This window comes from Streptomyces sp. NTD91 (assembly GCF_059510455.1).
In genome coordinates, this window is the sequence record NZ_JCAJZW010000021.1 from 39307 (window position 1) to 52773 (window position 13467).

General features: G+C 68.2%; 9 protein-coding genes, 1 tRNA gene and 1 pseudogene. 4 read left to right on the forward strand and 7 right to left on the reverse strand.

Going from position 1 to position 13467, the window contains the following annotated elements; translation table 11 throughout:
• Positions 1 to 129 precede the first annotated feature (129 nt).
• Entirely contained in the window at positions 130 to 1815 is a 1686-nt protein-coding gene (locus AC5WRT_RS21760) for a ribonuclease J (protein WP_496095145.1), read from the forward strand.
• Positions 1816 to 2306: 491 nt separating this feature from the next.
• Here the strand turns inward: AC5WRT_RS21760 and AC5WRT_RS21765 are convergent, their stop codons facing one another.
• Both AC5WRT_RS21765 and AC5WRT_RS21770 read right to left on the reverse strand, forming a co-directional pair.
• Positions 2307 to 3425, reverse strand: coding sequence for a fatty acid desaturase family protein (locus tag AC5WRT_RS21765; RefSeq protein WP_496095146.1), 1119 nt, complete (start codon positions 3423 to 3425; stop codon positions 2307 to 2309).
• A gap of 7 nt (positions 3426 to 3432) precedes the next feature.
• Positions 3433 to 4488 (reverse strand): ferredoxin reductase, encoded by a 1056-nt coding sequence (locus tag AC5WRT_RS21770; RefSeq protein ID WP_496095147.1) that lies wholly within the window; start codon positions 4486 to 4488, stop codon positions 3433 to 3435.
• Between the two features lie 87 nt (positions 4489 to 4575).
• Here AC5WRT_RS21770 and AC5WRT_RS21775 point away from each other — a divergent pair, with 87 nt between their 5' ends.
• Both AC5WRT_RS21775 and AC5WRT_RS21780 read left to right on the forward strand, forming a co-directional pair.
• A complete protein-coding gene (locus tag AC5WRT_RS21775) occupies positions 4576 to 5715 on the forward strand; it encodes a PucR family transcriptional regulator (RefSeq protein WP_496095222.1) in 1140 nt (379 codons plus the stop codon).
• A gap of 331 nt (positions 5716 to 6046) precedes the next feature.
• Positions 6047 to 6882: pseudogene (locus AC5WRT_RS21780) on the forward strand (IS5 family transposase).
• A 63-nt stretch (positions 6883 to 6945) separates the two neighbouring features.
• On the opposite strand, the gene AC5WRT_RS21785 reads toward AC5WRT_RS21780, so the two are convergent.
• The 5 genes from AC5WRT_RS21785 to AC5WRT_RS21805 all read right to left on the reverse strand — a co-directional run bounded on the left by AC5WRT_RS21785 (position 6946) and on the right by AC5WRT_RS21805 (position 12002).
• Entirely contained in the window at positions 6946 to 7350 is a 405-nt protein-coding gene (locus AC5WRT_RS21785) for a nuclear transport factor 2 family protein (RefSeq protein ID WP_381102081.1), read from the reverse strand.
• Positions 7351 to 7669: 319 nt separating this feature from the next.
• Positions 7670 to 8527 carry a dioxygenase family protein gene (locus AC5WRT_RS21790; protein ID WP_496095148.1) on the reverse strand — a complete coding sequence of 286 codons (858 nt, stop codon included), beginning with the start codon at positions 8525 to 8527 and terminating at the stop codon, positions 7670 to 7672.
• A 14-nt stretch (positions 8528 to 8541) separates the two neighbouring features.
• On the reverse strand, positions 8542 to 9621 hold the full coding sequence (locus AC5WRT_RS21795) for a maleylacetate reductase (protein ID WP_496095149.1): 1080 nt from the start codon (positions 9619 to 9621) through the stop codon (positions 8542 to 8544).
• Positions 9622 to 9709: 88 nt separating this feature from the next.
• Positions 9710 to 11278: a bifunctional 3-(3-hydroxy-phenyl)propionate/3-hydroxycinnamic acid hydroxylase MhpA gene (gene mhpA, locus AC5WRT_RS21800; RefSeq protein ID WP_496095150.1), complete on the reverse strand. Its 1569-nt coding sequence runs from the start codon at positions 11276 to 11278 to the stop codon at positions 9710 to 9712.
• Positions 11279 to 11450: 172 nt separating this feature from the next.
• Positions 11451 to 12002 carry an enoyl-CoA hydratase/isomerase family protein gene (locus AC5WRT_RS21805; RefSeq protein WP_496095151.1) on the reverse strand — a complete coding sequence of 184 codons (552 nt, stop codon included), beginning with the start codon at positions 12000 to 12002 and terminating at the stop codon, positions 11451 to 11453.
• 1134 nt (positions 12003 to 13136) lie between these two features.
• Between AC5WRT_RS21805 and AC5WRT_RS21810 the strand changes: the two genes are divergently transcribed.
• Positions 13137 to 13259, forward strand: a tRNA-Gly gene (locus tag AC5WRT_RS21810).
• Positions 13260 to 13467: the final 208 nt, after the last annotated feature.

Here is a 13467-nt window from a genome sequence, read left to right on the forward strand (position 1 = left end):
CCTCCCTGTCCGGCCGCCGGCGTCATCGGATCGTCCCCGGACACCCGTTGTGGTGCCCCGACCCTGTCGGGAGGAGGAGATCGGACAGGTAATGGATCACCTGTCTCGCTCTCCGGGTACCGTCAGGGTATGAGTCATCCGCACCCGGAATTGAAAGCCGCCCCTCCCCTGCCTGTAGGAGGGCTGCGGGTCGTCGCCCTGGGCGGCCTGGGTGAGATCGGCCGCAACATGACCGTCTTCGAGCACGCGGGCAAGCTGCTCGTCGTCGACTGCGGCGTGCTGTTCCCCGAGGAGACCCAGCCCGGTGTGGACGTGATCCTGCCGGACTTCACGTCGATCCGGGACCGGCTGGACGACATCGTGGCCGTGGTCCTCACCCACGGCCACGAGGACCACATCGGTGGCGTGCCGTACCTGCTGCGCGAGCGGTCCGACGTTCCCGTCGTCGGCTCCAAGCTGACGCTGGCGTTCCTGGAGGCCAAGCTCAAGGAACACGGGATCCGGCCGCGCACGGTGCGGGTGCGGGAGGGCGACCGGCGCGGCTTCGGGCCCTTCGACTGCGAGTTCGTGGCGGTCAACCACTCCATCCCCGACAGCCTCGCGGTCGCGATCCGCACCCGGGCCGGTATGGTGCTGCACACCGGCGACTTCAAGATGGACCAGTTCCCTCTCGACGACCGCATCACCGATCTGCGCGCCTTCGCCCGCCTCGGCGAGGAGGGCGTGGATCTGTTCCTCACCGACTCCACCAACGCCGAGGTACCCGGCTTCACCACCTCCGAGCGTGAGCTGAATCCGGCGATCGAGCAGGTGATGCGCACCGCGCCGCGGCGGGTCATCGTCTCCAGCTTCGCCAGCCACGTGCACCGCATCCAACAGGTCCTGGACGCCGCCCACCAGCACGGCCGCAAGGTCGCCTTCGTCGGCCGGTCGATGGTCCGCAACATGGGCATCGCCCGTGACCTGGGCTATCTGAAGGTCCCCTCCGGTCTGGTCGTGAGCACGAAGGAGCTGGAGAAGCTCCCGGACGACAAGGTCACTCTGGTGTGCACCGGTTCCCAGGGCGAACCGATGGCCGCGCTGTCACGGATGGCCAACCGCGACCACATGATCCGCATCGGCGAGGACGACACCGTCCTGCTCGCCAGCTCCCTCATCCCCGGCAACGAGAACGCCATCTACCGGGTGATCAACGGGCTCACCCGGTGGGGCGCCCACGTGGTCCACAAGGGCAACGCCAAGGTGCACGTCTCCGGGCATGCCAGCGCCGGCGAACTCGTCTACTGCTACAACATCGTCAAGCCCCGCAACGTCATGCCCGTGCACGGCGAATGGCGCCACCTGCGGGCCAACGGCGACCTCGCCATCCGTACCGGTGTCGACCCCGAACGGGTCGTCATCGCCGAGGACGGCGTCGTCGTCGACCTGGTCGACGGGCGCGCGTCCATCACCGGCAAGGTCCCCGCCGGCAACGTCTACGTGGACGGCATGGAAGTGGGCGGCGCCACCGAGGCGTCTCTCAAGGACCGCCTCACCCTCGCCGCCGAAGGCGTGGTCACGGTGGTGGCGATCGTCGACGCGGACACCGGCGCCCTCGCCGAGGCCCCCGACTTCCTGGCCCGGGGCTTCGTCCACGACGACGCCACCTTCGAGCCGGTCATCCCCGTCATCGAGAAGACCCTGGCCACCGCGGCCGAGGAGGGCGTCGGGGACGCGCGCCAACTCGAACAGCTCCTCGCCCGCGCCGTGGCGAACTGGGCGTTCCGCACCCACCGCCGTAAGCCCCTCATCATCCCCGTCATCATCGACGCCTGAGCCACAGCCCGGCAGGCGTCCGGGGTCGGACGCCGATGCGCACGAGGTGAAACTCGGCCACGAGTTCCTGATGTCCAGCTTCATCACCGGCCCACCGGGCCGGCCCGTACGAATCGCGCCCGGGTTTCGCCCGGACGCGCCCGGGGCGGCCGGTGGCGGGAGCGCTGCGCCGGGCATCCCGCAGCCGCTCCAGCAGCTGGCCTGGCGCCCGAGCAGCAACATGACGGCCACGGGGAACAGAAGCGCGCACAGCCTGGTGTACCGGCCAAGGAGGAGAGAAAGTCCGTCAGACATGACGCTCATTTGACGCTCCGGCCGCCTCACAGCCCGTGTCCAAGGCAGGAAAACCCCATGTGTCTTGCAGATTCTCCTCCCGTCCACATACCTTGTGACCTGTTTCCGATGACGCATCACGTGGAGTGCGTGGCGATTCTGGAGCCTGCGGACAAGGGCGCCTGACCTCGGGTTCGTGAGCCAGGCGCTTCTAACCATCAGGCGGCGACGAGCTCCTGCTCACGGTCCGGCGTCTTGACCTCGGGCTTCTTGTTCGGCAGCGAGAGCCGGAAGACCTTGCGCCACGCGGAGAACACCTGCTTGGGCAGCGGTCCGGTGACGTACTCCAGCTCGTACTTCTCGAACAGCGCGCGCACCTTCACCGCGACCTCGGCGTACCGGTTGCTCGGCAGGTCCGGGAACAGGTGGTGCTCGATCTGGTGCGACAGGTTGCCGGTCATGAAGTGCATGGCCCTGCTGCCGCTGATGTTCGCCGAGCCCATCATCTGGCGCAGGTACCACTGGCCGCGCGTCTCGTCCTTGATCGACCGGCGCTCGAAGACCTGCACGCCCTCGGGGAAGTGCCCGCACATGATCACGGAGTGGGACCAGATGTTGCGGACCAGGTTCGCGGTGAACGTGGCGGCGAGCGTGGTGAGGAACGACGGGCCCGACAGCAGCGGGTGGATCACGTAGTCCTTGAGTACCTGCTTGCGGATCTTGCGGCCGACGGCCTTGGCCCGCGCGCGGAACTCCGGGTTCTTGCGGCGGCACTTGTGCAGGTTCTTGCCGAGCTCCAGGTCGTACGCTGCGATGCCGTACTCGAAGAAGCAGGCGTTGATGAAGTTCCACAGCGGCTGGCCGAGGTGGAACGGGTGCCACTTCTGGTCCTCGTCGACGCGCATGATGCCGTAGCCGAGGTCGTTGTCCTTGCCGATCACGTTGGTGTAGGTGTGGTGCAGCTCGTTGTGTGAGTGCTTCCACTGCTCGGACGGCGAGACGTGATCCCACTCCCAGGTGGTGGAGTGGATCTTCGGGTCTCGCATCCAGTCCCACTGGCCGTGCAGGACGTTGTGGCCGATCTCCATGTTGTCCATGATCTTCGCCACGGACAGACCGGCGGTGCCGAGCAGCCACGCGGGCGGGAAGATCGAGAACAGCAGCACGCCCCTGCTGACCAGCTCGAGCTTGCGCTGCGCCGAGATGACCTTACGGATGTAGGCGGCGTCTTTCTCGCCACGGTCGGTGATCACCTCGTCGTGGATCGCGTCCAACTCGCGGCCGAGCTCCTCGATCTGCTCCGCGGTCAGGTGGGCGGTGGGGTCGATGGCGGTCAAGGTGCTCCTACCGTTGGATGTCGCAGGGGCCCGCCGCGGCGGACACGCAGGTCTGGATGAGGACGCCCGGCTCGGCCTCGGTGATCTCGCCGGTGCGCAGGTCGCGGACGGCGCCCGCCTTGAGCGGCGTGACGCAGCCGAAGCAGATGCCCATGCGGCACCCGGAGGGCATGAGCACGCCGGCCTCCTCGCCGATGTCTAGCAACGGCGTGGCGCCGTCCGCGTCGACGGTCTTGCCGGTGGCGCTGAATGTGACCTCGCCGCCGTCGCCGGCGACGACGATTCTGGGACGGAAGCGTTCGGTGTGCAGGCGCTCTTGTACGCCGTGCCCGCTCCAGTGCTCTTCGGCGGCGTCGAGCAGGCCCGCGGGCCCGCAAGCCCAGGTCTCCCGCTCGGCCCAGTCGGGCAGGAGTTCGTCGAGACGGGCGATGTCGAGCATGCCGTCTGTGTCGGTGTGCACCTCGATGAGCCGCAGCTTCTTGTCCGCGACCAGGTCGTGCAGTTCGTTGCGGAAGATCACGTCTTGCGGCCGTGGCGCGCAGTGGACCATGACGACGTCGTCGAACTCGGTGTCGCGCAGCATGCCCATCACGGGCGTGATGCCGCTGCCCGCCGTCAGGTAGAGCACCTTGGCGGGCTTGGCCTGCGGCAGCACGAAGTCACCGGTCGCCTGGTCGAGCTGGATCAACGTGCCCGATTTCGCTTTGCGGACCAGGTGGTTGCTGACCTTGCCGTCCGGGATCGCCTTCACGGTGATCGTGACGCGGCCGTCCTGGCGGTTCGTCGGCGAGGTGATGGAGTAGGCACGCCACAGGCGCACCCCGTCGACGTCGACCCCGATCCGCACGTACTGACCGGCCCTGTGGCCGCGCCAGCCCCGTCCCGGCCTGATCACGACAGTCGCGGCGTCATCCGTCTCGGGGTGTACGGCCTCGATGCGCCCCCGCAGGTCAGCGCCCGCACGCAGTGGGCTGACCAGGTCGAGGTAGTCCGACGGCAGCAGCGGCGTCGTGACCATCTCCAGCAGTTTCCACGCCCTGCTGCGAAGGGCTGCACTCGTCATGACTCCAGCTTGCTGCGTCTCAGGGCGTAAAGTCCTGACCGTAGGACGTGAATCTGGTGGGTGGAATTGTTCGCAGTGAATAAAAAAGTGAGTCGTGTAACCCAGAGGGCCAGCGAACTGGCCCTGGATGAGACGACGGTCACCGCACTTCGGGCCGCGCTGAAGACCACCGCCGACGAGGTCGTCCAGGCGATCATCGACGAGGTCCCTTCCTACGCCAACGCCCTTTCGGGCCAGATGGGCGGCACCATCCGCCGAGCCGTTCGCACCGCCCTCGGGCATTACCTGGACCTCGCGAGCGGGAACGCCACGGGCGGCGACGGCGGTGACGCGGCCTACGAGCTGGGCCGCGGCGAGGTGCGCGACGGCCGCTCGATGGACGCCCTGCTCAGCGCCTACCGCGTCGGCGCCCGCGTGGCCTGGCGATGCCTGGCAGCGGGCGCCGTGTCCGCAGGTCTGCCCGCCGCCGAGGTCGCCAAGTTCGCTGAACTGACCTTCGCCTACATCGACGAGCTCTCCGCCGCGAGCGCCGCGGGCCACGCCGACGAACTGGCCGCCCGGGGCAGGGCCCACGAGCGCCACCTGGAACACCTGGCCCGCGACCTCCTCGCCGGCGCGAGCCCGGACGTGCTGCTGGCCTCTGCTCAACGGGCCGGATGGCAGCCTCCGGTTACGCTGACGGCCGTCCTGCTGCCCGCCGCCCAGGTCCGGCCTGCCTACCGCGCGCTCGACCCGAGCACCCTCGTCCTCGACGATCTGCCGGACGCCACCGGTGTGCTGCTCGTTCCCGATTCCGACCGATCACATCTCGTGCGGCAGCTGACCGACCGAACCGCCGTGGTCGGCCCGGCCCGGCCATGGACTCGTGCGTCATCCTCGTACGCACGAGCCGCACGCGCGCGCTCCCTCTCCTCTGATATCCGCGACACCGAGGACCACCTGCCCGAGCTGGTGCTGAGCGCCGACGTGGACGCGTTCGCAGACCTGCGTGCCCGAGCCCTCGCACCGTTGCGCACCTTGCCTGTCGCGACCGCACGGCGGCTGGAGGAGACGTTGCGGGCGTGGCTGTTGCACCAGGGCAGGCGGGAGGAGGTGGCGGCGGCGTTGTTCGTCCATCCCCAGACAGTCCGGTACCGGATGTCGCAGCTGCGGGAGCTGTTTCCGGATCTCGCATCGCCGCACCGGGTCCTTGAACTGACGCTGGCGGTCGGTCTTCGGGCCAGTTGACGCGTACTTCGACCGTCCACGAACTCCCGGCGGATCCCGGCATCGCGGGCGCCGGAGGCGATCACATCCGCCAAGAGCCGCGTTTGCAGCCTGGCGACGGCTCGCGATCTGGTATGTCGGCGCCCAGCCCTTGAATCGGAGATGGTGCTGTTGAACAGGGATTGACGGGCGATGGTTGCGAGCCCGGCGGACAGCCTGTCCCAGCCGCCCTTGCCCTTCGGACTAGCTAGCTCTCTGACGCCGTGGGCATTCAGTTTCCGTACTCTCGTAGCACGCCTCTAAGAACCCCTAACGAAATGATCTTCAAGGTGGTTGGATCACTCCGGGACTGATGATCCGGGGGTGGTGCAGGGTGGCTCGGCCAAAGCCGTGGGAAGTCGACGACGAGCTCTGGGCGGTGATTGAGCCGCTGCTGCCCAAGGTCGAACGTCGGATGCGGCACGCCGGCCGCAAGCGGCATCCAGACCGTTTGGTGTTCCAGGGCATCCTGTTCGTCCTGCACACCGGGATCGCCTGGGAACACCTGCCGCAAGAACTCGGCTTCGGCTCGGGCATGACCTGCTGGCGCCGCCTGGCCGAATGGACCGAAGCCCACGTGTGGCCTCGGCTGCACGAGGTCCTCCTCGCCAAGCTCCGCAACGCGAATGCCTTGGACTTCTCCCGAGCTGCCGTCGACGGTTCCCACATCCGCGCGCTAAAGGGGGCCCCAAGACCGGACGAAGCCCCGTCGACCGGGGCAGGACGGGCAGCAAACACCACCTGATCACCGACGCGACTGGTATTCCGCTCGCCGTCACCCTGACCGGGGGCAATCACAACGACGTCACTCAGCTCATCCCGCTCCTCCAAGCCGTGCCGCCCGTGCGTGGCAAGCGTGGTCGGCCCTAGCGTCGCCCAGACGTGGTGTTGGGTGACCGCGGCTACGACCACGACAAGTACCGCCGGCTGGTTTGGGACCTCGGCGTGAAGCCACTGATCGCCCGGCGCGGCACCGAGCACGGTTCCGGACTCGGCGCTCAACGCTGGGTCGTGGAGCGTGCGTTCGCCCACCTGCACTGGTTCCGTCGCCTGCGGATCCGCTGGGAGATCCGCGACGACATCCACGAAGCCTTCCTCACCCTCGCATGCGCGCTCATCTGCTGGAGGCGCTTGAAGCCCTTGCGATAGGGGTTCTTGGAACTTCAACAAAGTGACAGGCTCGTCACCTGGCCGACCCAGCAAGGCCAAGAATCAGGCTCCGGCGATGGTCCGGCCCGGCATCCGCTCCGCGAGCGCGGCCCGCCAGGCCGGCGCGCCGAAGGGGTCGGCGAAGTACTGCGTCTCGTGCACCACGTGTTGGTCAGCGAATTCCATGATGCTCACCGAGTACGAAGGCACACCGTCGTAGGTGATGAGGCATTCGCTCACCCACAGATTCGCATGGCCGGTGATCCGCTGGACGGTGAAGTGTCGGTCGGCCGGGTGCCCGCCGCGTTGCGCCGAGATCGCCGCTCGGCCCCGGAACCGCTCGCCTGACTGCGGGTAGTCCAGGATCGCGTCCGTGGCGTAGATGGCGTGCTCGGCTTCGGTGTCCCCGCGTTCCGAGGCCCGCCAATGCTCCTCGACAGCGGCCCTGGTCCGGGAGTCAGCATTCATGGCACCGCCCTTCCGTAGCGGTGACAGCCTAGGCGCTCCGGGCCACAGCCGACTGAGGGCAAGCCGGGCCTGGGCAGCCAGGTCCTCCCTTTGGCCGGATCGGAGGGCGGCAGCCGTCCACTGTGGCAACGGTGTCGAGTGACCGCCACCCGGCTCACCCCATCCCCGAGCCATTCTGTTAGGAGTTCTTACGGTAGATACGGCCCAGGACCCTTCGCGACCAACGGTCACAGCCTCCGCCTCTGTAAAGCCGAACGCCTCTGGGGCTGTCTGAGGCGGTGCCGGCCCTCTCCGGGGCGACGGGCATCGTCCCCTGTCCCTACGCGGATGCGGCGGACTGTCCTGTCCGGCACAGGACGAAGTCGCTCTCGCAGTGCAGGACGCCGTCCTCGCCGGGCACGAAAACGCGGATCAGTGACTCCTTGACGCCAAAAACGGAGTCGGAGTCCAGGTACTGGCTGTCGCGGTCGAAAACATGGGTGGTCAGCGGTTCGAAGCCCGGGGCCGAGACCCTGGCGTGGATGTGCGCCGCCCGCCACGGGTGCCGTCCGGTATCGGCCAGCAGCCGGCCAACGGGCCCGTCGGCAGGAATGGGGTAGGGCACCGGCCTGACGGTGCGGATCTCGTAGCGGCCGTGCTCGTCGGTGCGGTACACGCCGCGCAGGTTCGTCGGCGGTTGAAGGCCGGGCTGCTGCACGGCGTAGAAGCCCGTGGCGGAGTTCTGCCACACATCGAGGCGTGCGCCCGGGATCGGCTGTCCGTTTTCGTCCCGCACGGTTCCCTTGAGCAGCGCCGGCGGGCCGCCGTCGTCGTACTCGACCATGGAGGCACCGAAGTCGCGGTCTGGTGAGCCCGGCACGTAGAACGGTCCCAGGATGGTGGGCTCCGTCGCGAGCGACTCGACGTCGGAGTGGTTGATCAGGTCCACCAGCGAGGACAGCCCCAACGTGTCCGACAGAAGGATGAACTCCTGCCGCGTGTCGTCGGTGATATGACCGGCCGCGGTGAGGAAGCGGATGCCGGCCAGCCATTCCTGGTCCGTCAGCCGCACCTGCTTGGCGAAGCTGTGGAGGTGCCGCACCAGGGCGCACATCACCTCGCGCAGCCGTGGGTCCGGGGTCGCCTCAAGTCGGGAGACGGCCTGGTCGGTCAGGTCGTCCTCGGCCATCTTGTCCATGGTCGTCTCTCTCGTCAGGGAAGGAAGACGGCGGGGCGGTCACCTGCACAGGAGGCGGCGAGAACCGCGCGGGCGCAGGCATGGTCGACCGGGCGCGGGTTGACCGGCCGGCTGTGCACGACGATGTCCGCCGCCGCGTCGATCTCCTGGGCCGGGAAACCGAGCGCGGACAGGGACTGCGTGGCCCCGATCTCCCTGCGCAGGTCCCACAGCGCACCTGCCGCGTGGTCGACGTCCAGGCCGGCCGCCCGGAACGCAGCCTCTACGGCCGCCATCGCCGTCGGTGCGGCATGGGCGTTGACGGCCAGCGCGTACGGGATGACCGCCGAGTGGGAGGGAGCATGCGGCAGGTCGTAGGTGCCGCCGAGGGTGTGGCAGATCTTGTGGTGGATGCCCATCCCGGTGGTGCCGAGCGTCCAGCCGGCGAGCCAGGCGCCGTAGTTCACCTCGGTGCGGGCGTTGATGTCCGCCGGTTCCGCCACCGCCTTGGGCAGACCCGCCGCAAGCGCCCGGATCCCTTCGTGCGCGGTGAGCGCGGCCAAGGGAGACACCTGCGGCGCGTAGAGGCCCTCGGCGAGATGCGCCAGCGCGTTCATGCCGCTCGCGGCCGTGAGCGCGGGCGGAAGCGACACGGTGAGCTCCGGGTCGTAGATGACGACCCGGGGCAGGACATGCGGGTCGCGCCCGGTGGTCTTGCGCCGGTCGTCGGTGAGACCCCAGATCGGCGTCATCTCCGACCCGGCGTACGTGGTGGGTACGGCGAGGATCGGCAGGTGCGTGTCCTTCGCGATGGCCTTTGCGGTGCCGATCGCAGAACCGCCGCCGACCGCCACGACAGAGTCGGCCGCGGCGACGCGTGCGGCGTGCACCGCTCGCGCGGCTACGTCTACCGGAACGTGCATGGCTACTTCGTCGAAGTGACCGACGAGCAGCGGCGTCAGCAGGTCGGACATCTCCTGCCCGGCCTTGGAGGAGGAGGCGCTGACGAGCAGGGGCCGGGTCAGCCCGAGCCGGGCCAACTCGGCGCCGAGCTCAAGCCGCCTGCCGACACCGAACACCACCCTCGATCGGGGGACTTCATGAACGAAGTGCATGGCGACTCATCCTTGTCACGGCGTGTTCCGCACCCAGAGGCCGGCGCGTTTTCCCGAGTCCGAGCGAGCCAGGTCGCAACTCCATGGGTCAGACCTTTGTGACGTCGTCGACGACCAGGGACGAGCGCAGGCGGCGCAGCACGGCATCCAGGCTTTGGGCGGCGCAGGCGTCGTACACGTAGAAGTCCGGGCGGATGACGACCGCGTCGGCATCCAGGTCGTCGAACCAGGCAGCGTAGACGCCCTCGTCGTCGGAGACCGGCGCCCCCTCGCCGACCTCGACGAAACGCAGACCGTGGTCGTTCGCCCAGGCACGGGTCCCGTGCGGCAGCGGGGCGAAGGCGCCGGGTCGGCCCAGTACTGTCCAGCCGTGACCGAGGATGTCGTCGAACCGGCCACTGACTCCGCCCGCGGTCACGCGCCCGTGGTAGGACACGTATCCGGCCTCCGGATGGCTGCCGGTCAGGCCGGGCCCGAGGCGCGGGAGCGGGGGAGGCGCAGGAACGAGCTCGGGGTCTTGGAGGGCTGCCTTCATCCGGGCGTCGCGCACGGCGGCCGCCTGCGGATCGGTCACACAGATCACCTGGCCGAGGCCCACGCACAACTCGATGACATGACGGACGTGTTCGATGCGCTCCGGGCCGTACGTGTCGAGCAGGGAGTCGGGTGCCTTCTTCCGCAGAACCGCGTCGAGCTTCCATGCCAGGTTTTCGGCGTCGCGGATGCCGGCACACATGCCCTGGCCGGCGAACGGCGGCGTCAGGTGCGCTGCATCGCCGGCGATGAACAGCCGCCCATCGCGCCAGCGGTCGCTCCAGCGTGCGCCGAACGTGTAGACCACGTGCCGTTCGAGGACCGCGTTGTCCGGGGCCAGCCCGAATTCGCCGACCAAACGCCATGCCGTTCGCGCGGTGTTGAGCTCCTCGACCGTTTCTCCGGGAAGTCGCATGAACTCGAACCGCTGACGATGTGGCGAACCACCGGGGATGACCGTGGTCGGACGTTCGGGTCGGCACCACTGCCATGCGCGCGCTTCGAGCTCAAGCGGCTCGTGCGGAAGCAGGTCGACGATGAGCCAGTCGAACGCGAACCCGAGGTCGGTGGTCGTCACCGCCATGTTGTTGCGCACGAACGAGTTCGCGCCGTCGGCACCGACGACGTACTGGCACCGGAATGACCGCGTCTCGGAGTCCGGGCTGCCCTCGTGCGGGCGGGCCACCACTGTGGCGACGCTGTCGTCCTGGACGACCTCGACCGCTTCCCAGCCGCGGAGCACCTGCGTCCCGGTCTGTGTGGCGACGATGTCGTTGATCTCGCGCTCGAGGTGGGGCTGGTAGAAGAAGTTGTTGACGTTCCATCCCGAGCGCCCGCGGCCGCGCCACACCAGCTCGAGCAGGACCTCCTTGTCCGCATTCACCCAGCGGTAGGGGACGTCGAACTGCTGGATCGCGGGATTGGTGTCGGCGTCCAGGCCGATGCTGTTGAACAGCCGGGCGATCTCGTCGTCGAAGTGGACCGCACGCGGGAATTCGTAGGCTCCCGAGTGCCGCTCGATGCAGACCGAGGTCCAGCCCAGGCGCCCCAGCTTGTAGGAAAGGTACTGCCCCACCGGGCCGTACCCGACGATGACGACGTCGACGTCGGTGTGCCGGCTCATCGCCCACCCGCTTCCCTCGAATGCCACCCGGCCGAGCGCCGGTGCGGGCCGTGTCCGCGCACGTCCCGGTTCAAGGAAGACGTGCCGCGATCACTTGCCGTCGCGCCGGCCGCTCGCGCTCGCGGGCGCTCATGTCCGGCAGGCCTTCGTACCGCCATGGGACAGGGGGTTGTCATGGCGTGCTCCTGGTGAACAGGTTGACGAATTCGGTGAGGGCTGCTTCCAGCGCCTCGTCGTAGGGGAGGGACAGGAAGCGTTCGGCGTTGCGGCGGCCACCGGCCAGCACACGCGATCGCGTGGCGCGGGCGACCCAGCTTTCGGTAGCCGTGCGCAGCCGGTCGGCGGGGACCACCTCGTTGACAACACCGATTTCGTAGGCACGTTGGGCGTCGAACGGGTCGCCGGTGAGGAGGTTCTGGAACGCATGGTGACGTCCAAGGGTGTGCAGGACGGGAACAGAGGCGACCATGGGCCAGGCACCCAGGCTTGATTCCGTAGTGCCGAGCCTGGCTCCTTCGGCGGCGACCACGATGTCGCTCGCGCATACCAGTGAGAAGCCCGACATGAGGGCGTCGCCGTTCACCGCGGCGATGACGGCGACGCCGAGGGCCGGGAGTGTCTTGAACAGTTCGACCATCGCCGCTCCGAACTCCGCCGGGTCACCCTGGCCGAGTCGCGCGGCGTCCACCCCACCGCAGAAGACGTCGCCCGCGCCGGTCAGCACGACCGCGGGCGTCTCACATGCGTGGAGCTTCTCGGCCTCCGTCGCGTCAGGCTCTACGACGCCCGCTCGCCGTGCTTCACCTTCCTAGCCAACAACGGCGTGCCGGACCACATCCTCGCGCGATGGGCCGGGCATACGAACGCAAAGACGACCGAGAGGTGGTACGTCAAGCCGGATGTAGAGGACCTCCGCGGAGCCGCCACCACATGGGACGGCCTGCACGGGGGTGCGGCGGAGGGGCAAGCGTGAGCCACGCGTTCCACCAGCCGAGCGACTTGCCGAGCCGTATGGCCGGCGGACTCGGAGTGCGGCTGCCGGTTGTGGACCGAAAGCCGTGACCGGGAGGGCCCATCCGGCTACGGCCAAGTCTCCTACCAGGAACGCGCCCGGAGGGTCCACTGTCGACGCGGTCATGAGTACACGCCGGAGAACCACATACCTAGACGCTCAACGGTTCCGGCAGTGTCCGGACATGCCGACGCGAGAGGGCTAAGGTCCGCTAGGTTCACCCCGGCGATGTGACATCTCGTGACAGATGAGAGGGTCTGACGCGTGAGTGAGACACCGTCGAACACCCTGCAATACCGCTTTGACGGGCCAGAAGAGGCTCCTGTCCTGATCTTGGGACCCTCACTGGGTACCACATGGCACAGGTTGTAGGGGCCGTCCATGGGCGTCCAGGCCAGTCCAAGGCGGGCATGAAATCGCAGGTCAGGTCCTTCTGCGCCGGGAGGGTCCGCCCAGTTCGTGATGGTTGCGTGATAGCGGGCTATACGTTGAGGCCCTCGGGAACCGTTCCGACGGGACCTTTACGCGGAGCCGTGAGAGGCCGAGGCCGCACCGGAACGCTCTGGTCCGGCCTCGGCGGGAGATCGGCTGCGCCGGCACCCACGGCGCGGTCGCCTCATGAAGTCCGTGCTCCTGAAACGCTGTCTCCCTCGACCGGTTTGCGATCGCACCCGCTGATCCGTCCGGACAGGGCACCCGCGCCCATCAATGCCGCACCCCGGCCCCTGTGGCCGCCGCCGTACGGTGGAGGTGGCTGCCGTTCTGACGAACCTACCCGGACGGCCGCCGGCACCAATAAGCGGAACATTCGTGGCCGAGGTCAGTGGAGTACGCGTCGAGCGCTGCGCGGGTCAGTTGTGCTTTGAAAGGGATGCCGCCGGATTCAAGAAGGGCAGCTCCTTCACAGAAGGCGCGCAACATCAGCTTCCCAAGTTGAGAGCGCGAGTTCGATTTTCGTCACCCGCTCCAGGTTGAAAGCCCACGTCGGCGACCTGCGGTTTGCTTGTTGTCTAGTCCCAATTTTGGAAGTGGCGTGCCCTCCGCGCGCCCTAAGTGCAAGCGAATCAGGCCGGCGAGAAGTGTGCACAGCCCAGCGAGCCGGGCGGCGGCACTCCCTTCGCCCGTGTGCAAAGGAGAGTCCCTCTGATCGGCCGGGCCCTTCGGGCTGCGCCGGGAG